This is a genomic window from Micromonospora echinofusca (assembly GCF_900091445.1).
Taxonomy (GTDB): Bacteria; Actinomycetota; Actinomycetes; order Mycobacteriales; family Micromonosporaceae; genus Micromonospora; species Micromonospora echinofusca.
This window is the reverse complement of record NZ_LT607733.1, coordinates 3,357,603-3,378,968: the sequence shown is the minus strand read 5'-3', so window position 1 is coordinate 3,378,968 and position 21,366 is coordinate 3,357,603. Positions and strand designations below refer to the sequence as shown.

The following is a 21,366-nucleotide window of genomic DNA, read 5'->3' as shown; positions in this document are numbered from 1 at the left end:
TGCCTACCCGGTGCCGAGGGGGAAACAGCCGGCGAACGGGTCGTCATAGGTCCGCCAGGTCTCCTCGCCGTCGGCGAGTTCCGCGTCGGTGAGCAGGCAGCCGGTGAGGGTGCGGTGCAACGCGACGGGGTCGGCGTCGAGGCCGATGAAGACCAGGTGCTGGTGCCGGTCGCCGTAGTAGGGGTCCCACTCCAGGGCGGCGGCGAGCCGGCGCTGGTCGCAGACGTGCTCCCACCCGTCCTCGGGCAGGCTGACCAGCCAGTGTCCGAGCGACCCCAGCGCCAGGCCGCCGCCGGCGAACTCCCAGGCGACGACCGCGTCGGGCTGGCTGGCCAGCCAGAGGTGGCCCCGGGAGCGGACCGTCTCGGCGTTGACGTCCTCCAGGACGTCGTGCAGCCGCTGCGGGTGGAACGGCCGGCGGGCGCGGAACACGGCGGAGACCACGCCGCAGTCGGCCTCCGGTTCGTGCATGCCCAGCGCGAAGCCTTCCAGGCCCCGGGCGAGGACGCCGGGGGTCTCGGGGCGGTGCCGGTGGGTGTGGCGTAGCTGGCGGGTGAGCGCGTCCGCGTCGACGAGATCGCCGTCGACCCGGAAGTGGGTCGCCCACGGCGCCATCCGCTGGAGCAGGACGGCGATCCTGCTGGTGCCGAACTCCCCGTCCCGCGACCGCCCCCAGAGCAGCAGGGTGTCGGCGTACTCGATCTGCCGGGCCACGACGTCGGCGAGCGCGCGGTGGTCGTCCTCGGCGGCCTGGATGCCGAGCGCGGCGAGGTCGTCGGTGCTGGCCAGGCCGTCGAGCAGGTGCTCGGCGTCGAGGACGGTGACGTACGAGTCGACGCGGATCAGGTCGGTGAGCGGTGCGCCGTCGACGAGGTGGTGGGCGCAGGCGGCGGCGACGGCCTCGGGCTCGACCACCTCGGACAGCATCAGCACCAGGTCGTGACCGGGGTTGTCCCGGGCGAGCCGGGCGAGGGTGGGCAGCACGTCCTCGCGCAGCGTGCAGGAGGCGCAGCCGTGCGCCAGCGCCACCTGCTCGTCCTCGACGATGCCGGTGCCGTTGCGGACCACCCGACGGATCACGCCGCCGCGCATCCCGGTGAGGTCGTGCCGCACCAGCAGCAGCGACTCGTCGGCGGCGAGCAGCGTACGGGCGACGGCGAAGGTCGCCGCCGGCCAGAACCCGGACAGCACGGTGAGAAAACCGTTGTCGTTAATGTGACGACCGAGCGAGGAGCGATCACTGTGTCCAGACGTTGTGACGTCACCGGCGCGCAGCCGGGTTTCGGCAACGCCGTGTCCCACTCCCACCGGCGCACCCGCCGCCGGTGGAACCCGAACCTGCAGAACCACCGCTACTGGCTGCAGTCGGAGCGACGGTGGGTCAGCCTGACCCTGACGGCGAAGGCGCTGCGGACCGTCGACCGCAGGGGCATCGAGCGGGTGGTCGCCGAGCTGCGCGCCCGAGGGGTGAAGCTCTGATGGCCCGGCAGACCGACGTGCGCCCGATCGTGCGGCTGCGCAGCACCGCCGGCTCCGGCTACACGTACGTCACCCGCAAGAACCGCCGCAACGATCCGGACCGCCTCGTGCTGCGCAAGTACGACCCGGTCGTACGCCGGCACGTCGAGTTCCGCGAGGCGCGCTGATGGCCCGCCGGAGCCTCGGCCACCGGCAGGCCCGCCGCGAGATCCTCGTCGCCCGGCACGCCGAGGCGAGGGGCGAGCTGAAGCGGACGGTCAGCCATCCGGACACCGACCCGGACGTACGCGCCGAGGCGGCGCGCCGACTCAGCCGCCTGCCCCGGGACTCCAGCCCCGTACGACTGCGCTCCCGCGACCAGATCGACGGCCGCCCGCGCGGGGTGCTGTCCCGGTTCGGGCTGTCCCGGGTGCGGTTCCGCGAGCTGGCCCTGCGCGGCGAGCTGCCCGGGGTGCGCAAGGCGTCGCGGTGACGTCGCCGCGCCCCGCCCGAACGTAGGCAGCCCCGCCGGCCGGCCGACAACCGGCCGGCGGGGGCCGCGTCAGGAGGTCCAACCTCCGTCGGAGGTGATGGTCGCGCCGTTGACGTTGACCGCCTCCGGCGAGCCCAGCCAGCAGACCAGGGTGGAGACCTCGGCGGGCACGGCCATCCGGGTGGTGCGGCCGAACGACTTCTCCAGTCGCTGGTACGCCCACGGGACCTTCGGCGCGGCGGTGCGGCCGATGTTGGTCTCCACGCCCGCCGGGCAGACGGTGTTGGCGCGGATGCCGTCCTCGGCGTACAGGTTGGCGATGGAGCGGGTCAGGCCGATGAGCCCGTGCTTGGAAGCGACGTAGGCGGTGCCGGCGACCGCGCCGGTGAGCCCGCCGATGGACGAGACGTTGACGACCGCGCCCGAGCCCTGGGCCCTCATCAGTGGCAGCACGGCCCGGCACAGCCGCATGGGGCCGGTGAGGTTGACCGCCAGGACGTGCTCCCAGGTGTCGTCGTCGAGCTCGGTGACGGGCAGGAAGTGGTCCATGACGCCGGCGACGTTGGCCAGCAGGTCGACCCGTCGCTCGGGCAGCGCGTCGATGAGCGCGTCGACGTCGGCCTGCCGGGTGATGTCGGCGGTGACCGTGGTCGCGGTGTACCCGTCCTTCTCGATCAGCTCCACGGTCGACGCGAGGCCGGCGGCGTCGATGTCGCACGCGAGCACCATGGCTCCCTCCGCCGCGAGCTGGCGGGCCACCGCCTGGCCGATTCCCGATCCGGCCCCGGTGACCACCGCGACCCGTCCGGCGTAACGCTGCTCGTTCATGGCTCAATCTCCGTCCGACCTCGGAACTCTCCTCTTCATGATCGTCGGCGGGCGCCCCGGCGCGCAGAGTCGAAGGTCCCGTGACCTGGCGGAACCCCGCCACTGCGGCCCGCCGACGCCGTCGGTTGCCGGGGCAGCGGCGCTCACTCGCCCGGGCCGGAGGGTGCGGCGCCGTTGTCGACGAAGTCGAAGGCCGTGCCCTCGCCGGCGTCGCCCTCGCCCACCGGTTGGGCGGTGAGCCCACCCCGGTCCGTGGCGCGCAGGTGGAGCCTGCCCTCGCCGCTGATGGTGTAGGTCGGGCGGCCCTCGCTCTTCTCCTTCGTCTTCTCGATGGTGAACAGTTGACCGGCCCGGCGGGCGTCGCAGGCGGCGGCCACGACCGTCGCCGGGGCGCTGCCGTTGTCGCGCAGACCCATGCAGTCGGGTTCGGCGCCGTTGTGCGCCTTCGCGGTCCGGATCTGGTGACGGTTGCCGTTGGCGGGCAGCAACACGAACAGGCTCTTGTCCGTGTCGCCGTCGGTCAGGTTCAGTCGGCCCTTGGCGTCGACGGCCAGGATCGACTCGAACGACCCGACCGGCCGCAGCACGATCTGCCGTTCGCCCCGCAGGATGGGGTCCGCGTCGCCGGTCGCGCCGGGGGCGGGCGTCCGCGAGTCGGTCGTCGGCGTGGCGCCGGTGGGCGAGGGCGTGTCGGCGGCCCCGCTGGCGGGTGCCGACGTCGACGGCGAGGCGGTGGGCTCGCCGGCCGTGGGCTCGGCGGTGGTGCAGGCTGGCATGGACGCGGCGACACCGACGGCCAGCGCGGCCGCGACGGCGGCGCGGCGGACGGCCGTCGAAGGGGACGACAGGTTCGGCATGGCCAACTCCTTAAGTCGATCTTCATGAGCCTAATCGGCTGCCGCCTCCCGCGCAGAGGTCGTACCGCCGCAGGGGGATGTGGCGCGGGTGCCGCTGCCGGGCGCCACCGGCGCAAGGAGCTGGCCCGGACCGGTCACGACGGGCTGCCGGCCGGTGCGGCGGCGGAATACTCGGCTGCGGACGGCGCCGCGTGCCCCTATGCTCCCGATCGACCCGGCCGGTGGTGCCACCATCGGCGGAGGCCGATCGGCGATCGGAGATGGACAGCCATGACATGTCACCTGTTCGCGATCAGCTTCGCCGCGCACGAACCTCTGCCACTCGCGCGGTTCTGGTCGGGGGTACTGGGCCGGGACCTGGCCGACGACCCGTACGACGGGGCCGCCCTCCTGTCCGGTGACGACACGGCATTCCGGATCCGCTTCCTGCCGACCCGGGAATCGAAGGCCGGCCAGAACCGGATGCACTTCGACCTGACGAGCGCCTCCCCGCGCGAGCAGCAGCAGACGGTGGACAGGGCGCTGGAACTCGGCGCACGGCACATCGACGTCGGCCAGCGCCCGGAAGACGGGCACGTGGTGCTCGCCGACCCTGAGGGCAACGAGTTCTGCGTCATCGAGCCGGGCAACAACTTCCTCGCCGGCTGCGGATTCGTCGGCGCGCTGGCCTGCGACGGCTCGCAGGAGGTCGGCTACTTCTGGAGCGAAGCCCTCAGGTGGCCGCTGGTCTGGGACCAGGACCAGGAGACGGCGATCCAGTCACCGCTCGGCGGTCCGAAGATCACCTGGGGCGGCCCGCCGCTGATGCCGAGGACCGGCAGGCAACGGCTGCACTTCGACCTCGCGCCGCCCGCCGACGGCGATCTTCAGGCGGAGGTCGAGCGCCTGCTCTCCCTCGGGGCGACCCGGATCGACATCGGCCAGGGCGAGGTCGACCGGGCGGTGCTGGCCGATCCCGACGGCAACGAGTTCTGCGTGTTGCCGCCCCGGTAGCCGGCCGCGCGGAACCTGGCCGACGATCGAACGCGCGAGCGCCGACTATCTGGCCGCCGAGCAGCAACTGGGTCGGCTGCCCGCCGGCGTCGACACCGAGGCGCTGGGCCTGGCGGTGGCCGGCGTGCTGCACCACGTCGGGCTCACCTGCGGCACCGCCGCCGGCCTCCGGGAGCGGGTGGCCGGTGGCGCTGTGTGGTCAGGGGCGTTCCCAGAAGTCGGGGCCGATGGGTTCCTGGTAGTCGGAAGTGGCTACGAAGAAGCCCTCGTCGTCGACCTCGATGGGGAGCTGGGGAAGGGGCCGGCTGGCGGGGCCGAAGATGGGTTTGGCGTTGTCGGTGATGAGGAACTGCGACTGGTGGCAGGGGCAGAGCAGCCGGTTGGTCTGCTGTTCGTAGAGGCTGGCGGGGCAGCCGGCGTGGGTGCAGATCTTGGAATAGGCGATGTAGCTGCCCCACATCCAGTCCTGCTTGCCGGCCTGTTCGTTGTTCTCGCGTGCCCGCAGGGCGTCTCGGGCCCGCAGGTGGATGAGCAGGGTGACCGAGTCGGCGTACTGGTTGCTGACGCCGTGCGGGATGCCGGGGAAGACGGTGACCTGCCCGCCGGGGAGCAGGTCGGCGGGGCGTACCGGCCGGCCGTCCTCGCGGACCAGCCGCACGCGGGTGACGGCGCCCGGGTCGTCTGCGAGGGCGAAGCCGGTGCGGAACAGCTGGTCGTCCTTGTGGGGGTCGGCGATGAGACCGCCGACGAGGGGCGCGGCGGCGGCCGCGCCGAGGGGCACGAGGCCCGCGAGCAGCGAGACACCCAGCAGCGGGCGACGCTTCACACCGATCTCGTCGACCATGTAGAGCATGGTCTGTCCGGTGACGGCGCGGTCGTCGGCGGAGACCGCACCTTCGTGGCGGTCCTGGATGGACACCTCCTTGGGCAACAGCTTCTTGCCCCACATGAGGACCCCGAACCCGATGCCCAGCAGGGCGATGCCCATCGTCGTCCCGAGCAGCGGAGTGTAGTACTCCTCGATCTCGCCGAGGAGTTGGTAGCGCCACGGCCACCAGATGAACACGACCAGGAACGCGGTGGCGGCGAGTCCCGCGACGAGGAAGAACACCGCGACGGTACGCGCCAGTCGGCGCTCGGCCTTGGAGCCGGCGGCGACCTGGGGCTCGTAGTGCACGATCTCGATGTCGTCACGCCGCGCGCCCTCGCGTACGACCTCGAAGCGGGACAACGACCGATCCGCGACGTCGACCGGCTCCCGGCTCTGTTGGGCGCGTTGTCCGGTCACGACTTGCCCGCGATCCAGAGGCTCGCGAACACCAGCGCGACGATCCCGACCAGGAAGACCGCCAGCCCTTCGGTGGACGGACCGTAGCGGCCGAGGTTGAACCCGCCGGGATCGTTGTCGGTCTGGATCACCCGCTGGATGTAGGCGATCAGGTCGGCCTTCTGTTCGGGCGTCAGGGTGCTGTCGCCGAAGACCGGCATGTTCTGCGGGCCGCTGAGCATGGCGGCGTAGATGATCCGGTCGCTGGCGGGGTAGAGGCTGGGGGCGTACTTGCCGGAGGAGAGCGCCCCACCACCGCCGCCGAAGGCGTGGCACTGCGAGCAGTTGACCCGGAACAACTCGCCGCCGCGGGCCAGGTTGGCCTCGTCGACCAGGGCGTCGACGTCGTCCGGCACCACGGGCCCCACCCCGAGGGAGTCGATGTAGGCGGCGAGCTGGCGGACCTCCTCGTCGGTGTACAGCGGCGGTTTGCGCTGCGCCTGAGCCTCCTGGCGAGCCAGCGGCATCCGGCCGGTGCCGACCTGGAACTCGACCGACGCGCCACCGACGTTGATCAGGCTGGGTCCGCGTCCCTCGACCCCTCCGGCGCTGCGACCGTGGCAGGTGATGCAGCCGACCTCGAACAACGCCTCGCCCTCGGCCGCGGCGGCGCTCGACCGTGGCTCCTCCTGGGCCTGGGCGGCCGGCGCGAACAGCGCGTAGGCACCCCCGGCCAGGACGAGTGCGGTAACCATCCGCGCGATGCCGGCGGCTCGCCGCCGGGCTCGGCTGAAACGGACAGGTACCCCCGGTCGGGCGCACCCCGGGCGTGAGTCGTGCATGGCGTCCTCTGCTCTTCAGAGCCGTTCGATACGCGGCCTTTACGCCTATTTAGGGTATACGGCTCGCGGCAGGTGTACTGAAGTTCGTCGCCCAGGTTCGTCGAGGCGGGGCACCACGCCCGTCGGTGCCCCGCAGGTCAGCCCGCGTACCCTCGGCTCCTCCGCGCGGAGGTGAGCCGTCGGTTCGGCCGCGTGCGAGGCGCGCATCGCGGGTACGGCGCTGACATGGTGCTGAAGAACCCTGCCGACCTGCTGCGTCTACTCGTCGTCGCGGCGATCGTCTATCCGGCGCTGGTGTTGATCCTGCGGCTGTCCGGCAAGCGGACCCTGTCCAAGCTCAACGCGTTCGACCTCGTGGTCACCGTGGCCTTGGGCTCCACCCTCGCCACGATCCTCCTGTCGCGTGATGTCTCCCTGGTGGAGGGCATCCTGGCGCTGGTGTTGCTGGTGGCGTTGCAGTACGTGGTCGCGCTGCTCGGGGTGCGCTGGCCGCCGTCACAACGGTTGATCAAGGCACGACCGACCATGCTGCTGCGTGACGGGCAGATGCGTCACGCCACCATGCGCCGCGCCCGGGTCGCCGAGAGCGAAATCCGGCAGGCCGCTCGCAGTCAGGGCACCGGTGATCTCCACGGCCTCGCGGCGGTGGTGTTGGAGACCGACGGCAGTCTGAGCGTCCTCCCGCGGTCACAGCTGGGCGACGGCAGCAGTCTCGCCGACGTCGTCGACCATGCCGGGTAGCGGGCGGACCGCTCGGCAGGAGTGCGCCGTGGCCGCCGCTAGGGCGCCACGGCGCAGCGATCCCAGCGGTGCCACCACTGTTCCTCCGTGGGCTCGTCGGCTGCGATCACCAACGAGGTGATGAGCTCGGCGGTCGTCTGCGGACTGGTGGCGACGGCCTGCACCAGGCGCCGGATCTCCTCGGTCCGGTGCCGCATGACATCGCCCACCAGTGTCTTGCCGGCCTCCGTGAGCGTGAGCAGGGCCACCCGCCGGTCCGTGGGCCGGTGGTGCCGGGCCACCAGGTCTCGGCGCACCAGACGGTCACAGGTCCTCGTCGCCGTGGACGGGTGCACGTGCAGTGCAGCCGCCAGGTCCACGGTGCGCAGCGGGCCTCGGGAGGCCAGGACGACCAGGGTCCGGTACTGCGACAGGGTGACCTCGACATCGAGGGTCGCCAGCGTCCGGGCGGTGATTCCCACCAGGGCGCGGCTGAGGGCCGAGAGCCCGTCGATCAGCTCCTCGCCGCCGAGAGTCGACCGGGTATCGCTTTCCGCGTAAAGTCCCACCCGGCAATGATTGCATGTATACACGCAAAACTTCGGGATGGAACCGGTCATGCAGGCGAGAAACCACACGCGTCCCGCTGATCGGGCGACGAGCTGGGAGCGCCGGACGGCGCTCCCGCTGACGGTCCTGTCGGTGATCTTCCTTGTCGTCTACGCGGCACCGATCCTCCGACCCGACCTGGGGGAGCCCTGGCAGCGGACCTGCGAGGTCGCCACCGTCCTCATCTGGTTGACGTTCTGGGCCGACTTCCTGGTGCGACTGAGGCTGACCGACCATCGGCGGCGGTTCCTGCGCGGTCACCTGTTCGACCTGGCCGTACTGGTGCTGCCCGTCCTGCGGCCGCTGCGGGCGCTGCGACTGGTCACCGTGGTGCTGACGCTCAGCCGGGAGACGGAGACGTGGGCCCGCGGTCGGCTGGCGATCTATGTCGGCGTGACCACCATGCTGCTCGTACTGGTCTCCGCGCTGGCCGTGCTCGACGCCGAGCAGTCCGCCACGGACGCCAACATCGTCTCGTTCGACGACGCCCTCTGGTGGGCGGCGGTGACCATCACCACCGTCGGCTACGGGGACCACTACCCGGTCACCGACGCCGGACGGTTTGTGGCTCTGGGGCTCATGGTCGGGGGGATCGGCCTGATCGGTTTCGTCACGGGCTCGCTGGCCACCTGGATCGTGGAGCGGGTCTCCGACAAGGGGCAGGCGGCCGCGGCGACGAGCGAGGACATCGCCGTCCTCCGCGCCGAGATCGCGGCCCTGCGCGAGCAACTCGTCCCGCCGGCGTCACGGGCCGGCGACGAATCGCAGCGGCGGGGCGAGGCACCCCAACCCTCCCGCTGACCACGTTCGCGCGCGACGGTCGTGCGAGCGGTGCGCCCTTGGCGCCGCCGGGTCAGGCTGTCAGTGGCTGCTGTGGGCTGCCGGCGACATCCGACACGCAATCGCCGCCCGGTGCGCGGGAAGCGCGACGGTCGCCAGGTCGCGCAGGACAGCGTCCAGCAGCCGCGCGACGCGCGGCTGCTGATCGGCGACCAGTCGGATGTCGTCGACGACCATGGCCAGTAGGAGGTCGTACCGGACCCCGTCCACCCGGACGCGTACGGTGCTGTCGTCGTCCCGGACGACGTGGACGGGGTCGGGGCGGGTGGCGAGTCGGCGCAGGAGGTCGTGCGCCTCCTGCACGGCGCGCACGGCGGTGGTCACGTCGTTGACGGCCGGGGACAGCGCGCGTTCGGCGATGTCGGCCAACTGTCGGAAGCCGAACCCGACGTCCTGGCCCGGGGTGCGCTCCATGCCGATGGTCACCCCCTGGCTGGCCTCGTCGGTCGGTACCGGGCGATCCGTTGCGCCGACCACCCGGTGGACGCGCACCAGTGGTGCCCCCTCGACGACGAAGTCACCCGGGGCGGGGACGACGGTGATGGCGCAGTCGTACTCGCGTGCCAGGCGAGCGAGCAGGGGGAGGTCGACGTTGCTGACCATCCCGGGGGCCGGGGCGGGCACGGTCTGCGTGACCTCGCCGCGCACCATCGCCGCCGGCTCGTCCGGCGCGGGTAGGCGGGCGATCGATCGCCGCGTCTGGGCGCCGATCGAGGCGATGATGTGCGACACCCTCATCACCGTGGTGATGTGGTGCAGGTAGTAGATGAAGATGCCGGTGCTGGCCAGGACGAGCGACATCGACACCGCGAGCGACAGTTCCGGGAACCGCTCCCCGTCCCGGGCTGGCAGCGCCGCGAGCACCACCATCGCGAACAGGAAGGTGGCGACGAACGTACCGAGCGTCGCCTGGATGATCCGATCCTGGAGGAACGTCCGGAGGACCCGCGGCGTGTACTGACTGCTGGCCAGTTGCAGGGCCACGACCGTGATGGAGAAGACCAGCGCGGTGAAGGAGATCATCGCCGTGATGATCGACGACAGCAGCGATCGGGCACCCGCGGGATTGCTGGGCAGGATTCCCTCGACGGGAAGGTCCAGTTGCAGCTCCAGCATCGAAAGGCCGCCGGCCACTGCCACCGCGCCCACGGCGAACATCCCCGGCACCAGCCAGAAGCTCTCCCGCACTTCGGCGAGCCGCGCGGACATGGTGCGGGGCCGGCTCACGATGACCAGTTCCTCGACGGCACACCCCCATCGTGGCGTACGACGGACCGTGGCGCGCCCCGTCCGTCGACCCGGGGCACGGGGCACGGTGCTTGCGACACGCTGGGCGGCTCAGCGCTGGCCGGCCCGGAGCCGGCGGGATCAGTCGCCGGTGCTCCGTCGCTGGGGACCGTGACCCGCACCTCTCGGGCGAGCAGTGTCGTGCGACCAGCCACCTCACCAACGGCAGGATCACCGGACCAGGCCGCTGCCTGCCCGGCCTGCGTCGCTGCCGGACCCCAGTCGACGTGACCGTCCGCGGCAGGTGCCCGCGCGAAGGTGTGCAGCGGACACGAAACGGGTAGCGCCGCAGGATGGACCTGCTTCACCTCAGCTACGCCCTGGTCGGTGTCCTGGGTGTGCTGCTGGCCTTCTGGTCCAGCGCCATCCGTCGGGTACCGGTCAGTGAGCCTCTGCTCGCGCTGCTGCTGGGCGTACTGGTAGGTCCGGTCCTCGGGCTGATCGACCTGCCCCACCGCCAGGCGTCCGTACTGACCCTGGAGGCGAGCCGGGTCCTGCTGGCCATCTCGCTGATGGCCGTCGCGCTGCGCTTTCCGCTGCCGGAGTACCGGTCGGTGATTCGTCCGATCGGTGTGCTCCTCGCCGTTGCGATGGCAGGAATGGCCGTGGTCAGCGCTGGTCTGGCCTGGCTCGTTCTCGGCCTTCCGGTGGCCCTGGCCGCGCTGCTGGGTGCCTGTCTGACGCCGACCGACCCGGTCCTCGCATCCAGCATCGTCTCGGGCGGGCCAGCCGAACGGCAGCTGCCGGCTCGGCTACGTCAGGTGATCAGTGGCGAGTCGGGTGCCAACGACGGGCTCGCCTTCGTGTTCGTCGTGCTCGCGCTGTCCGCCGTGACGTCCGGATCTTTCGCCGGGCAGCTCGGCACGGCGGTGTGGGGGGTGGTGGGGGCCGTGGTGGTTGGCCTGGCGGTCGGCTACGCCGCCGGCCGGGCCGTCATGACGGCCGAGGCCCGGGAGGACGTGGACGAGGGCTCCCTGCTGATCTTCACGGTCGTGCTCGGCATCGCGGCACTGGGGGTCGCCCGCGTGGCGCGCACGGACGGCATCCTCGCGGTGTTCGCCGCCGGCCTGGCCTACAACGCGGTGATCGGCGACCGGTCACGTGCATCCGAGCAGAGGCTCGACGACGCGCTTACCCGTTATCTGGTGCTGCCGTTGTTCTTTCTGCTCGGCGTCGAGGTGCCGTGGCGTGACTGGGCCGACCTGGGCTGGCCCCTGGCGGCCTTCGTGGTCGCGGTGCTGGTGTTGCGTCGCCTGCCGGTGGTGCTCGCGCTGAAACGCGTACTGGGGATGCCCCGGCGAAGCGTGGTGTTCCTGGGCTGGTTCGGGCCGATCGGCGTGTCGGCGCTGTTCTATCTCACTCACAGCCAGGAGGAGGGAGCCCGGGATCCCCGGCTGTGGGCGGCCGGCAGCCTGGTGGTGGTCGCGAGCACCGTGGTGCACGGCATCACCGCCACGCCGGGCCGTCGCTGGTACGCCCGCCGGTCGGCGGCCGTCACCGACGACCATCCGGGGCGGCGCCGGTAGCCGGGGACTGCGGCGGGTGGACGGTGATGTCCTGCGTCACCGACGCCACCCGGATGCCGTTCTCGGCGAAGCGCTCCAGCACCCGCCGGGTGACCTTGTCCTTGACCTGTCGTGCGGCGCGCACCGGCACCACGAACCGCGCCGACAGCTCGACCCAGTTGGGGGTGGCGCGGATGAAGACGCGGGGATCGACCTCCGCGTCGGCGACCGGGTAGCGGTGACGCATCTGCTCGATGGCGCCTCGCGCCTCGACCGTCGAGGAGACGTTCTCCGCCTCCTCGCACAGGATGCGCTCCGCCAGGTGCCAGTCCGCCTCGTAGGGGACGGGCAGGGTCAGCTCCTCCCACAGATGGTCCAGCACCGTGCTGCTGTTGTAGACCGGTGCGCTGAACACGAAGCGGTTCGACAGGGAGACCACACGTCCGGTGTACTGGCGGCCGCGGATCCAGGATTCCGGGTCGGAGGAGGAGCCGCTTTCCAGGATGCGGGTACGCAGCGGGGTGATGTCCAGGACGTCGCCGCGGACCCCGCACATCTGTATCCGGTCACCGACGCGGAACTGCCGGCCGGTGAGGATGCTGACCCATCCGGCGAACGCGCCGATGACCTCCTGCATGGCCAGCGCGAGACCGGCGGCGAGCAGGCCGAAGACCACACCGACCCGGCCGGCGAACGGCCGCCACAGCAGTGCCAGCGCGAACAGCAACGCCACGACGGTCAGGTAGTGCACCGCCTTGCGCAGGTAGTAACGGTTGGTCGTGTCGTGTACCCGGAGGGTGGCCAGGCGGCCGGCCAGGGGGGCGAGCACGATGGCTAGCACGATCAGGACGACGCTGGTCACGAGGCGGCCGCCCACGCTGCTCGTGTCCCAGACAGCCTCCAGGAACCGCTCCATGCTGCTTGCCCATCGTCCTCGGTGGCGAACGGCGCACGCGCGTCCGTCGCGTCGCCTCCACCATAGGCAGCCGTCGGCGACGAGATATCGGAATGCGCCTGGTATGGGAGAGCGGGTGGTCCGCGGGAGTCATGGCGGGCAACTTCGGCAGGATGGTGTGCCTCGATGTTGGGCTGTCCGCTCACCAGACGAGGATGACGGCCCACCGGCAGACCGGCGATCGTCGGTAACCACCGTACTAACGGGAAGGGTGACGGCGCTCGGAGAAGGTCGCGACGAGAATGACGGCGAGGCCGGCGCACCCCGCCTGGCCGATGACTCCGGGGAGCCCGGGCCGCGTCGAGAGGCTCATTGCCAGACCTTCAGATCCTGGGCCACGAGCGCCCGCCCACCTTCGAAGGCCCGGTACGGTTCCGGGGATCCGAGGCGGTAGCGGGCGCTGAGGGCGCCGTGGGAGAACCGGATGACGGTGCCCCGCACGGTCACGAGCTGCGGCGCAGCCGGCGCCGACGGACCCGTCGTCAGCACGAGCAGGATACCGCCGGTCAGATCCTCGTCGCGTACGACGAACGCGGTGTCGGTGATGATCCGGTCGACTGCGGCGGTCATGGTGAGCCGGTCGCCCACCTCCGCTCGGGCGACGGTGCCGGGCCGGGTGGTGGGCACCGGTTCGGGACTGGGCTGAGGGGCCGCTGGTGGGCTCGTGCAGCCCGTGGCGAGTAGGACCAGCGCCGGAAGGGTCGCCAGCGCCGGACGCACCCGGCGATGCCGTCCACCCATCGCGGTCCCTCCTCTCCGTCGTGCCGCATGGACAAGAACTTCCCCCGCATGTGGCGGCACGACCGCAGGACGATGACGGTTGCATGACAATCCCCGCCGTGGTCCGGAGGACTGTGAGCAGGGGTTTGGGTCCACGAGCGTCGGGTACCGCCCAGCGTCGACGGAAACAACGGCGCGACCGGAGCGGAATCCCGCCCCGATCGCGTCGACGCCGTACGACGACCGGGGAGACGAACACATGCGACTCCTGCAGCAGCGCTACCGGCTCGACGAACCGGTCGGGCAGGGTGGCATGGCGGTGGTCTGGCGCGGTTTCGATCTGCGGCTTCAGCGCACAGTGGCGGTGAAGATGCTCTCCGCGGAGTTGCTGGATGACCCGGCGGCGCGTGGGCGGCTGCGCGGTGAGGCGCTCGCTGCGGCAAGACTCGACCATCCGCACGTCGCCGGCGTCTACGACTACGGTGAGCAGCGGCGTCTCGGCAGAGGGCGGGCACCGTTCCTCGTCATGGAGTTCGTCGACGGCGAGACCCTGGCCGCCTGTCTGCGCCGGTCGGGACGGATGCCCTGGCGCGACGTCGCCCGGGTGGGTGCCGCCGTGGCGGACGCCCTCGCCGCCGCACACGCCCTCGGACTCGTCCACCGCGACGTCAAACCCGGCAACGTGATGCTCGGTTCCCGGGGGATCAAGGTCGTCGACTTCGGCATCGCCGCAGGTGTCGGCCAGGACCCCGCCGACGAGGGGGAACTGATCTGGGGCACGCCGGCATACCTGGCTCCGGAGCAGGCGGCCGGTGCCACGGCGGCGCCAGCCGGCGACATCTTCGCCCTGGGCCTGGTGCTGGCCGAGTGTGTCAGCGGGCTGAGTCCCGCTGAGCTGCGGCACGGCCGGGGTGCTGCCGAGGTCCCGTCCGTTCCCGGACTGCCGGACGAGGTGGCCGACCTGGTGGGGCGTTGCCTGTCGTCGGAAGCGGGTCGCCGGCCGGAGGCCGGCCAGGTGGCAGTCGCCCTACGGGGCGCCACCGGCGTGGAGGTGGTGTCGGTGCGGCCTGCGGCCGCGGTGTCCGACCCGCCGGCGGCCACCGGATCGACCCGTGAGCTCACCGGTGGTCCGAGGGCTCCGGCCCGCACCGCGGACACGCGGCCCGGGACCGTGCCGGTACCGGGTCCTGCACGTCTGCGCAGCCTCCGCTCCAGGGCCGCCATCGGCGTACCGGCGGTCCTGCTCGCCGCGGTACTCGTCGGCCAGTTGCCGGGCTTCACCGGGCTCGACGATGCCGCGGACAGCGACAACGGCAGCACCGATCCGCAGTCCGGCGGCTGCGCCGCCCGGTACACCGCCCACCAGATGGCGGACGGGAGCTTCCGTGCCGACCTGGCCGTCACCAACATCGGGGGGCAGTGGCTGCGTGACTGGTCACTGGCGTTCGCGCTGCCTCCCGGCCACCGGGTGCTCACCACCGGCACGTCCTGGGATCAGGACCGCCGCCGGGTGACCCTCGCCCCGGCGAGGCCGCTGGCACCCGGCGCGACCCTGGCAGCGGCGCTGCGGGGGACGGTCGAGGCCGAACGTCTGAGGGCTCCGGTCGCGTTCTCCGTCAACGGCCTGCCGTGTGACCGGGTGGTGAGCCAGATCGCGTCGCCCGTCGTCGGGTCCGCTCCGTCGTCCGCCGCCGCCCCTTCGGCAGGAAAGGGTCGGCCGGCCGATGGGACTGCCTCCACGCCGTCGCCCAACGCCGCGCCGGGGGAGCCCACGACTGCGCAGGACATCGATCCGCTTCCGCTGGAGCCCGACCCGGGAGGTGACCCGCAGCCGCCCGCCAGCCCGCCGGCGACCGGGGACCCCCAGGACACCACCATGCCTCCACCGCCCGTCGATCCCTCGCCGAGCACGGAGCCGTCGCCGGGCACCGACCCGCCGCCGAGTGTCGATCCCTCGCCGAGCACCGACCCGCCGCCGAGCAGCGCCTCGGCATCGCCGCCGCCAGGCGACGAATTCGTCCCGGACCCCCGACCCAGCGACCCGCCCGGCCCGCCGACCTCCGCCGACCCTTCCGTCACCGGGTCACCGGGGGTGGGCGGATCCGTGACCGGCTCACCGCGGATCGCTGTGTGACAGCCCCGCAGGGGCCTCGGCTGACGGATCGTCGGAGTGTCGTGCTCTTGCGTATGCCGGGGACCAGGCAACCGGACCTGTGGCGCCCGCCCGACGGTCGGGGCCGACAGCGTATCTGGCCGGTCCGCGTCCCGACGGGTAGCGTGACAGCCGCAGGGATTGTTGCATGTGTGCAGGTTTCGGTGAGGCCGAAGGTCCGGGCAGTCGGAAGGCGCACGTCCGGCGCGGTCGCGGCCGGAGCTGTCGTGCTGCGCTTCCGACCGCCCCCTCCTGAGCAACAGATCGGACTCCGACCGTGACCCTACACCCCGGTGCCCGTCGGTCGCGCTACCGCGACATGATGCCGAGCCTGCGAGGCATCAGGACAGGTGCGTCCCGGTTCGTCCGGTCCCGATGGGCCAGGCGGGCCATGACCGTGGCCGCGCTCGTGGCCGTCACCAGCGTCGGTGTCATTGTCGGTGTCGTGCTGGGTGGCAGAGGCGAGAGCGACGTCGGCCCGTTCCGGGTCGCGTTCCACGTGAGCCTCGCCGCGGACGGAGGCACCGAGGTGGCCGTGCCACCCCTGGGGTCGCTCTTCCTCGACAGCCACGAGGGTCCGGCCCGGCTGACCGCCCGCCTCGACTCGCTGGACCAACGACGGACCGAGGCGCTGATCAACGATCCCGCAGCTCTCGCCCGTGCCGGGGAGACAGCACCGCAGGACCTCCGTGACGCGCTGGTGCGCCTCGGGCTGCGTACGCTCGGGGTGGCGGTCCTGGCCTCGATGCTGCTCGCCGCCGTGACCTTCAGGTCCGTCCGCCGGGTCGCCTGGTCCGGCGGCCTGGCCCTGCTGATCACCGGCGGCACCCTCGGCACCGCCGCCGCGACGCTGCGACCGCAGGCGCTGGCGGAGCCGCGCTACGAGGGACTGCTGGCCAACGCCCCCGCGTTGATCGGTGACGCCCAGCGGATCGCCGACGACTACGGCCGCTACGCCGAGCAGCTGCAACGGCTGGTGGGCAACGTCGGCAAGCTGTACGCCACCGTGTCCAGCCTGCCGATCTACCAGGCGTCCCCGGACACCACCAGGCTGCTGCACGTCTCGGACCTGCACCTCAATCCGGCCGCCTGGCCGGTGATCAAGACTGTCGTCGACCAGTACGACATCGACGCGGTGATCGACACCGGTGACATCACCGACTGGGGCAGCGAACCCGAGACCACCTACGTCTCCATGATCAGTCACCTCGACGTGCCCTACGTCTACATCCGCGGCAACCACGACTCGCCCCGCACCGCTGCCGCGGTGGCCAGCCAGCCCAACGCGGTCGTGCTCGACAACTCCGTCACGCTCGTCGCGGGGCTGAGGATCGCGGGGATCGCCGATCCCCGTTTCACTCCCGACAAGCGGGAGGAGGCCTCCGGCCCCTGGGACGAGTCGCCGACGACGGTCGAGGGCGCCGGTGAACTCCTGGCCACCACGATCCGGGCCCTGGACGCCCCCGTGGATCTCGCACTGGTGCACGACCCGGCGTCCGCCCCTGCGCTCAACGGCCTCGCGCCTGTCGTGCTGGCCGGGCACACCCACCGTCGGGAAGTGACGGTGCTGCCACCGACCGGTGAGGTGACCACGCGACTGGTGGTGCAGGGGTCCACCGGTGGGGCAGGGCTGCGAGGCCTCGAAGGCGACGAGCCGACACCGCTGGCCATGTCGGTTCTCTATCTCGGCCCGGACCGCCAGCTCAAGGCGTACGACGACATCCGGGTCGGCGGCACCGGCACCGCACAGGTCAGCCTCGACCGCAAGGTGATCGAAGCTCCTCCGGTCGGCGTTCCCCCGACCTCCGGCGCGCCCACCCCGGTTGTTCGTCCCGCGAACCGGTAGACGCGACACCATGGGCTTCCGTGGCCCGTGGTGGTGCGCGCGGGTGTCGGGCCGGGCGACGGATTCGCTCATCGGTCCGCGTGGCTCATAGCATCACGGCGTGCGTGTGAAGCCACTTGTCGCCCTGCTCGCCCTGACCGTCGCCGGGGCGGGCCTGCCCGCCTGCGGAAACTCCACGACCGACGGCGACGCGGCGTCGGCCCCGGTGGCCGCGCCGGCGCCGTCCGGCACCGTCGGGGCGACCAGCCCCGGTAGCGCCCCGACAGCCCGTTCCGGCCTCGGCGGGCTCTCCGCGAGCGCGACCCCCGCACCCTCGACGAAGGGCGGGACGTTGAAGGCCGGCAACCCGAGGGGCGGCGCGGACGTGCCGGCGCAGGCACGGGCCGTCGACACGTCGAAGCCGACGCGGACGATCGGCGACGGCACCGCCGCCAGCTGCACCTCGGCCGCGGTGGTGAAGGCGGTGGCGGCCGGCGGCGTCATCACCTTCGACTGCGGGCCGGACCCGGTGACGATCACGATGACGGCCACCGCCAAGGTCCGCAACGCCAACGGGCCGAGGGTGGTGCTGGACGGCGGCGGCAAGGTCACCCTCAGCGGCCAGGGGCGGCGGCGGATCCTCTACATGAACACCTGTGACGAAGCGCAGGGCTGGACCACCTCGCACTGCCACAACCAGGACCACCCGCAGCTCACCGTGCAGAACCTGACCTTCGCCGACGGCAACTCCAGCGGCGAGCGGACCGAGGGCGGCGGCGGTGGGGCGATCTTCGTCCGGGGCGGCCGGTTCAAGGTGGTCAACTCGCGGTTCGTGCGCAACCGCTGCGACCGTACCGGCCCCGACCTGGGCGGCGCGGCCATCCGGGTGCTCAGCCAGTACGAGAACGGACCCGTGTACGTGGTGGGCAGCACGTTCGACGGCGGCGTCTGCGCCAACGGCGGCGCGTTGAGCAGCATCGGCGTCAGCTGGGTGGTGCTGAACAGCGTCCTGACCGGCAACCGGGCGGTCGGCACCGGGGCCAACCCGGCCAGGGCCGGCACGCCGGGCGGCGGCAGCGGCGGGGCGATCTACTGCGACGGCAACGAGTTCAGCGTCCGGATCGCCGGCACGATCATCGAGGGCAACGAGGCGAACGAGGGCGGCGGGGCCGTCTTCTTCGTCAGCAACGACCGCACCGGCACCATGCGGATCGAGGACTCCACCCTGCGCCGCAACCCGAGCGACGGCTTCGAGACGCGCGGGTACCCCGGCATCTTCTTCCTGGGCGCCCGCAACCCGACGCTGACCGGCTCCACGCTGCGCTGACCCACATCCAGGTCGCCGCCGCGACCGGTGCGAGCACGGCGAACGCGTACCAGCCGGCCAGCACGGCGAGGCTCCGTCGGGCCACCGTCCACCGCATCCCGGGACGGTAGTGACAGGGATCCGGCTGCGGTGGCGCACCGGCTGTCCGCCGGGGCGGCGCCGGGGTCGGCGCCGCCCCGGCCGGTTCAGGCGATCGTGCAGGTGACGCCGTTGAGGGTGAACGAGGAGGGGCGTCCCGTGTCGCCGGTGTGGGTGGCCTGGAAGCCCACGCTGACCGACGCGCCGGGCGCGATGGTGGCGTTGTAGGAGACGTTGCGGGCGGTGACCGCCCCGCTGGTGGGGGCGTACGTCGCGTTCCAGCCGTTGGTGATGTTCTGCCCGGCGGGCAGCGGGAAGGCCAGCGACCAGCCGTCGACCGTCGCGGTGCCGGTGTTGGTGACGGTGACCGAGGCGGTCAGCCCGGCGTTCCACGCGTTGACGGTGTAGCCGACCCGGCAGCCGCCCGGCACGGGCGGCGGGGTGCTGGGCGGGGGAGTGCTGGGCGGCGGGGTCGTCGGGGGCGGCGTCGTGGGCGGCGGGGTCGTGGGGGGAGCGGTGGTGTCGAGGCCGAAGAAGCGGATCGCCTGCGCCGCGTCGACCGGCAGGTTGTGCGACACGCCCTGCATGCTGATCGCCTCGACCGGTGCCCGGTCGCCGCTGCCGCCGTAGCGGGTGCGGGTGTAGCCGGCCTGCGGGCTGTCGGTGTACGTCGGCGTCTGGCTCAGCCCGTGCACGTTGGTCCACTGCTTGATCTGCTCGCCGAAGTTGGGGTAGCGCAGCACCTCGTCGTTCGTCCCGTGCCATGTCTGCATGCGCGGTCGCCGCCCGGTGTAGCCCGGGTAGGCGTTGCGGACCAGGTCTCCCCACTGCTGCGGGGTCCTGCTGACCTGGCCGTTGGCGCACTCGCTGTTCCACTCGGAGCCGTTGGTGGTGGCGAAGCAGCCGAAGGGGACGCCGGAGAACGCCGCGCCGGCGCTGAACACGTCGGGATAGAGCCCGAGCAGGACGTTGGTCATCATGGCGCCGGACGAGATGCCGGTGGCGAAGATCCGGTCGGGGTCGACGGCGTACCGCTGCCGGACGTGGTCGACCATCGACTTGATGCCCACCGGGTCGCTGCCGCCGTCGCGGCGCAGCGCCTGCGGGGAGGAGACGTCGAAGCACTGGCTGCTGCGGGTGACCGACGGGTAGACGACGATGTAGCCGTACCGGTCGGCCAGGGCCGCGTACTGGGTGTTGGCGTACATGGCGGGGCCGGTGCCGGTGCAGTAGTGCACCGCGACCAGCAGCCCCGGCCGGGGCGCGACGGCGTCCGGCACGTACAGGTACATGCGCAGGCTGCTCGGGTTGGGGCCGAAGTTCGTCACCTCGGTCAGCGTCGCGGCGGACGCCGGCGGGGCGAGCGTCACCGCCGCCAGCGCGGTCAGCGCGGCGGCGGCCAGGGCGGCGCCCAGCAGTCGGAGTCTGGCTCTCATCAACTGTTCCTCTCCTCAGACGGCGGACAGGGTGGGGTGCCGATCGAGGGCTGCCCGGCTACCCGATCACATCCGGCTCAGAAGCATCGACAAGTCTCCATGAATATCGAGGGTCCCGCAAGCGCCGCCCGGGTCGTCACGGTGTCAGTCGCTTCTCGAACCAGTGGTGGGCGTAGGGCTCGGCGTTGTACGCCCCGATCTCCCGGTAGCCGGCCGCCCGGTACATCGCGATCGCCTCCGTGAGGTTGCGGTTGGTGTCCAGCCGGACGGCGGTCCAGCCCCGCTCGGCGGCGTGCCGCTCCAACTCGCCCAGCAGCCGCCGCCCGAGCCCGAGCCCGCGTACGGAGTCCGCCACCCAGACCCGCTTGATCTCGGCGGGAGCGCCCGGGTGCAGCTTCACCGCGCCGCAGCCGACCGGCTCGGCGTTGAGCGTGGCGAGCAGGAACACGCCCGCCGGGGGGACGAGTTCCTCGTCGCGGACCGGGTTGCTGCGGGCCGGATCGAACCCGCCGTCGAAGCGCCGCGCCACCTCCCGGGCGTAGGCCCGTACGCAGGCGCGTGCCCGCGGGTCGCCCGGCGGGCAGGGCCCGACGAGCACCATCGACGCGACGAGTAGCCGCTGCACCTCGGCCATCGCCGCGACGAGCCGCTCGCGGTGCCGCCCGGTCAGCGGTGCGAGGATCGACCGGGCGAACTCGTCGGAGCGCGCGTCGAGCTCCGCCCACTCGGCGCGGCCGGCGTCGGTGAGCGTGGCGACCCGCACCCGGGCGTCCCCGCCGGCCTGCTCGGCCGGCCCGACGGTGACGAGCCCGTCGCCCTCCAGGGCGCGCAGGAGGCGGCTGAGGTGCCCCGAGTCCAGCCCGAGCCGGGACCGCAGCGCGGCGACCTCGGCGCCGGCGGGACCGATCTCCCACAGCAGCCGGGCCTGCGCGAGGGGGCGGGCGCGCGCCATGTACTCGTCGTCGAGTGCCCCCACCCGCTGGGTTACCGTCCGGTTGAACCGCCGCACGGCGGCGATGCGCTCGGCTTCCATGAAGGCTGACTTTAGTCAGGTAACTACGGTCCACGCCAGTGCCCTTCCGGCGACGCGCGCGATGGCGCCGGCCCGGCGGTCGGCCGACGCCCGACGGCCGGGGCCGGAGTCGACCCGGCGGTCCCGGGGCGGCGCGGCGGG

20 protein-coding genes and 1 pseudogene are annotated in these 21,366 nt (G+C 72.2%); 10 read left to right on the top strand and 11 right to left on the bottom strand.

Translation table 11 applies throughout. The features are described 5' to 3' along the window. Positions 1–3: 3 nt before the first annotated feature. A pseudogene (locus GA0070610_RS14790) lies at positions 4–1,197 on the bottom strand (CobW family GTP-binding protein); the annotation flags it as partial. 45 nt (positions 1,198–1,242) lie between these two features. Between GA0070610_RS14790 and rpmB the strand changes: the two are divergent. From rpmB to rpsN, 3 genes are read left to right on the top strand one after another with little or no spacing between them, the layout of a single operon-like run. Continuing rightward, positions 1,243–1,479: a 50S ribosomal protein L28 gene (gene rpmB / locus GA0070610_RS14785; protein WP_089000575.1), complete on the top strand. Its 237-nt coding sequence runs from the start codon at positions 1,243–1,245 to the stop codon at positions 1,477–1,479. Further along, entirely contained in the window at positions 1,479–1,646 is a 168-nt protein-coding gene (gene rpmG, locus GA0070610_RS14780) for a 50S ribosomal protein L33 (RefSeq protein ID WP_089000574.1), read from the top strand. Before rpmB ends, rpmG begins: the two co-directional genes overlap by 1 nt. Then, positions 1,646–1,951, top strand: coding sequence for a 30S ribosomal protein S14 (rpsN, locus tag GA0070610_RS14775; protein WP_089000573.1), 306 nt, complete (start codon positions 1,646–1,648; stop codon positions 1,949–1,951). The genes rpmG and rpsN overlap by 1 nt, the downstream gene beginning before the upstream one ends. A gap of 69 nt (positions 1,952–2,020) precedes the next feature. Here rpsN and GA0070610_RS14770 read toward each other — a convergent pair whose 3' ends face one another. Next, positions 2,021–2,779, bottom strand: coding sequence for an SDR family NAD(P)-dependent oxidoreductase (locus GA0070610_RS14770; RefSeq protein WP_089000572.1), 759 nt, complete (start codon positions 2,777–2,779; stop codon positions 2,021–2,023). A 143-nt stretch (positions 2,780–2,922) separates the two neighbouring features. Further along, positions 2,923–3,636, bottom strand: a complete 714-nt coding sequence (locus GA0070610_RS14765; protein WP_089000571.1) for a hypothetical protein — start codon at positions 3,634–3,636, stop codon at positions 2,923–2,925. A gap of 270 nt (positions 3,637–3,906) precedes the next feature. On the opposite strand from GA0070610_RS14765, the gene GA0070610_RS14760 reads away from it, so the two are divergent. Continuing rightward, positions 3,907–4,629, top strand: a complete 723-nt coding sequence (locus GA0070610_RS14760) for a VOC family protein (protein WP_089000570.1) — start codon at positions 3,907–3,909, stop codon at positions 4,627–4,629. 199 nt (positions 4,630–4,828) lie between these two features. On the opposite strand, the gene qcrA is transcribed toward GA0070610_RS14760, so the two are convergent. Further along, positions 4,829–5,917, bottom strand: a complete 1,089-nt coding sequence (qcrA, locus tag GA0070610_RS14755; protein WP_089000569.1) for a cytochrome bc1 complex Rieske iron-sulfur subunit — start codon at positions 5,915–5,917, stop codon at positions 4,829–4,831. Further along, positions 5,914–6,738 (bottom strand): cytochrome bc1 complex diheme cytochrome c subunit, encoded by an 825-nt coding sequence (gene qcrC / locus GA0070610_RS14750; protein ID WP_089000568.1) that lies wholly within the window; start codon positions 6,736–6,738, stop codon positions 5,914–5,916. The genes qcrA and qcrC overlap by 4 nt, the downstream gene beginning before the upstream one ends. A gap of 225 nt (positions 6,739–6,963) precedes the next feature. Here qcrC and GA0070610_RS14745 point away from each other — a divergent pair, with 225 nt between their 5' ends. Beyond that, complete coding sequence (locus GA0070610_RS14745; RefSeq protein WP_089000567.1) at positions 6,964–7,479, top strand: DUF421 domain-containing protein; 516 nt, start codon at positions 6,964–6,966, stop codon at positions 7,477–7,479. Positions 7,480–7,517: 38 nt separating this feature from the next. Here GA0070610_RS14745 and GA0070610_RS14740 read toward each other — a convergent pair whose 3' ends face one another. Then, on the bottom strand, positions 7,518–8,027 hold the full coding sequence (locus GA0070610_RS14740) for a MarR family winged helix-turn-helix transcriptional regulator (protein WP_231926126.1): 510 nt from the start codon (positions 8,025–8,027) through the stop codon (positions 7,518–7,520). 49 nt (positions 8,028–8,076) lie between these two features. Between GA0070610_RS14740 and GA0070610_RS14735 the strand changes: the two genes are divergently transcribed. Continuing rightward, positions 8,077–8,868, top strand: coding sequence for a potassium channel family protein (locus GA0070610_RS14735; RefSeq protein ID WP_089003511.1), 792 nt, complete (start codon positions 8,077–8,079; stop codon positions 8,866–8,868). Between the two features lie 60 nt (positions 8,869–8,928). Here GA0070610_RS14735 and GA0070610_RS14730 read toward each other — a convergent pair whose 3' ends face one another. Further along, positions 8,929–10,134: a DUF2254 domain-containing protein gene (locus GA0070610_RS14730; protein ID WP_157747159.1), complete on the bottom strand. Its 1,206-nt coding sequence runs from the start codon at positions 10,132–10,134 to the stop codon at positions 8,929–8,931. A gap of 353 nt (positions 10,135–10,487) precedes the next feature. Between GA0070610_RS14730 and GA0070610_RS14725 the strand changes: the two genes are divergently transcribed. Then, a complete protein-coding gene (locus GA0070610_RS14725) occupies positions 10,488–11,720 on the top strand; it encodes a cation:proton antiporter domain-containing protein (RefSeq protein WP_089000564.1) in 1,233 nt (410 codons plus the stop codon). Here the strand turns inward: GA0070610_RS14725 and GA0070610_RS14720 are convergent. Together GA0070610_RS14720 and GA0070610_RS14715 are read right to left on the bottom strand one after the other, a co-directional pair. Then, positions 11,689–12,615 (bottom strand): mechanosensitive ion channel family protein, encoded by a 927-nt coding sequence (locus GA0070610_RS14720; RefSeq protein ID WP_089000563.1) that lies wholly within the window; start codon positions 12,613–12,615, stop codon positions 11,689–11,691. The genes GA0070610_RS14725 and GA0070610_RS14720 overlap by 32 nt on opposite strands. A 348-nt stretch (positions 12,616–12,963) precedes the next feature. Further along, complete coding sequence (locus tag GA0070610_RS14715; protein ID WP_157747158.1) at positions 12,964–13,242, bottom strand: hypothetical protein; 279 nt, start codon at positions 13,240–13,242, stop codon at positions 12,964–12,966. Between the two features lie 232 nt (positions 13,243–13,474). On the opposite strand from GA0070610_RS14715, the gene GA0070610_RS14710 reads away from it, so the two are divergent. From GA0070610_RS14710 to GA0070610_RS14700, 3 genes are all read left to right on the top strand, one after another. Further along, positions 13,475–15,508: a serine/threonine-protein kinase gene (locus GA0070610_RS14710; RefSeq protein WP_157747157.1), complete on the top strand. Its 2,034-nt coding sequence runs from the start codon at positions 13,475–13,477 to the stop codon at positions 15,506–15,508. Positions 15,509–15,848: 340 nt separating this feature from the next. Continuing rightward, positions 15,849–17,372 carry a metallophosphoesterase family protein gene (locus GA0070610_RS14705; RefSeq protein WP_392567305.1) on the top strand — a complete coding sequence of 508 codons (1,524 nt, stop codon included), beginning with the start codon at positions 15,849–15,851 and terminating at the stop codon, positions 17,370–17,372. Positions 17,373–17,478: 106 nt separating this feature from the next. Further along, on the top strand, positions 17,479–18,678 hold the full coding sequence (locus GA0070610_RS14700) for a hypothetical protein (RefSeq protein WP_392567326.1): 1,200 nt from the start codon (positions 17,479–17,481) through the stop codon (positions 18,676–18,678). Positions 18,679–18,863: 185 nt separating this feature from the next. Here GA0070610_RS14700 and GA0070610_RS14695 read toward each other — a convergent pair whose 3' ends face one another. Further along, entirely contained in the window at positions 18,864–20,192 is a 1,329-nt protein-coding gene (locus GA0070610_RS14695; RefSeq protein WP_089000558.1) for an extracellular catalytic domain type 1 short-chain-length polyhydroxyalkanoate depolymerase, read from the bottom strand. A gap of 136 nt (positions 20,193–20,328) precedes the next feature. Then, on the bottom strand, positions 20,329–21,225 hold the full coding sequence (locus tag GA0070610_RS14690) for a GNAT family N-acetyltransferase (protein ID WP_089000557.1): 897 nt from the start codon (positions 21,223–21,225) through the stop codon (positions 20,329–20,331). Between the last annotated feature and the right edge of the window lie 141 nt (positions 21,226–21,366).

Bases quoted from the DNA above. Each gene is read 5' to 3' on its own strand.
- rpmG (WP_089000574.1), top strand. From the start codon at position 1,479: ATGGCCCGGCAGACCGACGTGCGCCCGATCGTGCGGCTGCGCAGCACC.
- rpsN (WP_089000573.1), top strand. From the start codon at position 1,646: ATGGCCCGCCGGAGCCTCGGCCACCGGCAGGCCCGCCGCGAGATCCTC.
- GA0070610_RS14770 (WP_089000572.1), bottom strand. From the start codon at position 2,779: ATGAACGAGCAGCGTTACGCCGGACGGGTCGCGGTGGTCACCGGGGCC.
- GA0070610_RS14765 (WP_089000571.1), bottom strand. From the start codon at position 3,636: ATGCCGAACCTGTCGTCCCCTTCGACGGCCGTCCGCCGCGCCGCCGTC.
- GA0070610_RS14760 (WP_089000570.1), top strand. From the start codon at position 3,907: ATGACATGTCACCTGTTCGCGATCAGCTTCGCCGCGCACGAACCTCTG.
- qcrC (WP_089000568.1), bottom strand. From the start codon at position 6,738: ATGCACGACTCACGCCCGGGGTGCGCCCGACCGGGGGTACCTGTCCGT.
- GA0070610_RS14745 (WP_089000567.1), top strand. From the start codon at position 6,964: ATGGTGCTGAAGAACCCTGCCGACCTGCTGCGTCTACTCGTCGTCGCG.
- GA0070610_RS14735 (WP_089003511.1), top strand. From the start codon at position 8,077: ATGCAGGCGAGAAACCACACGCGTCCCGCTGATCGGGCGACGAGCTGG.
- GA0070610_RS14725 (WP_089000564.1), top strand. From the start codon at position 10,488: ATGGACCTGCTTCACCTCAGCTACGCCCTGGTCGGTGTCCTGGGTGTG.
- GA0070610_RS14720 (WP_089000563.1), bottom strand. From the start codon at position 12,615: ATGGAGCGGTTCCTGGAGGCTGTCTGGGACACGAGCAGCGTGGGCGGC.
- GA0070610_RS14705 (WP_392567305.1), top strand. From the start codon at position 15,849: ATGCCGAGCCTGCGAGGCATCAGGACAGGTGCGTCCCGGTTCGTCCGG.
- GA0070610_RS14695 (WP_089000558.1), bottom strand. From the start codon at position 20,192: ATGAGAGCCAGACTCCGACTGCTGGGCGCCGCCCTGGCCGCCGCCGCG.
- GA0070610_RS14690 (WP_089000557.1), bottom strand. From the start codon at position 21,225: ATGGAAGCCGAGCGCATCGCCGCCGTGCGGCGGTTCAACCGGACGGTA.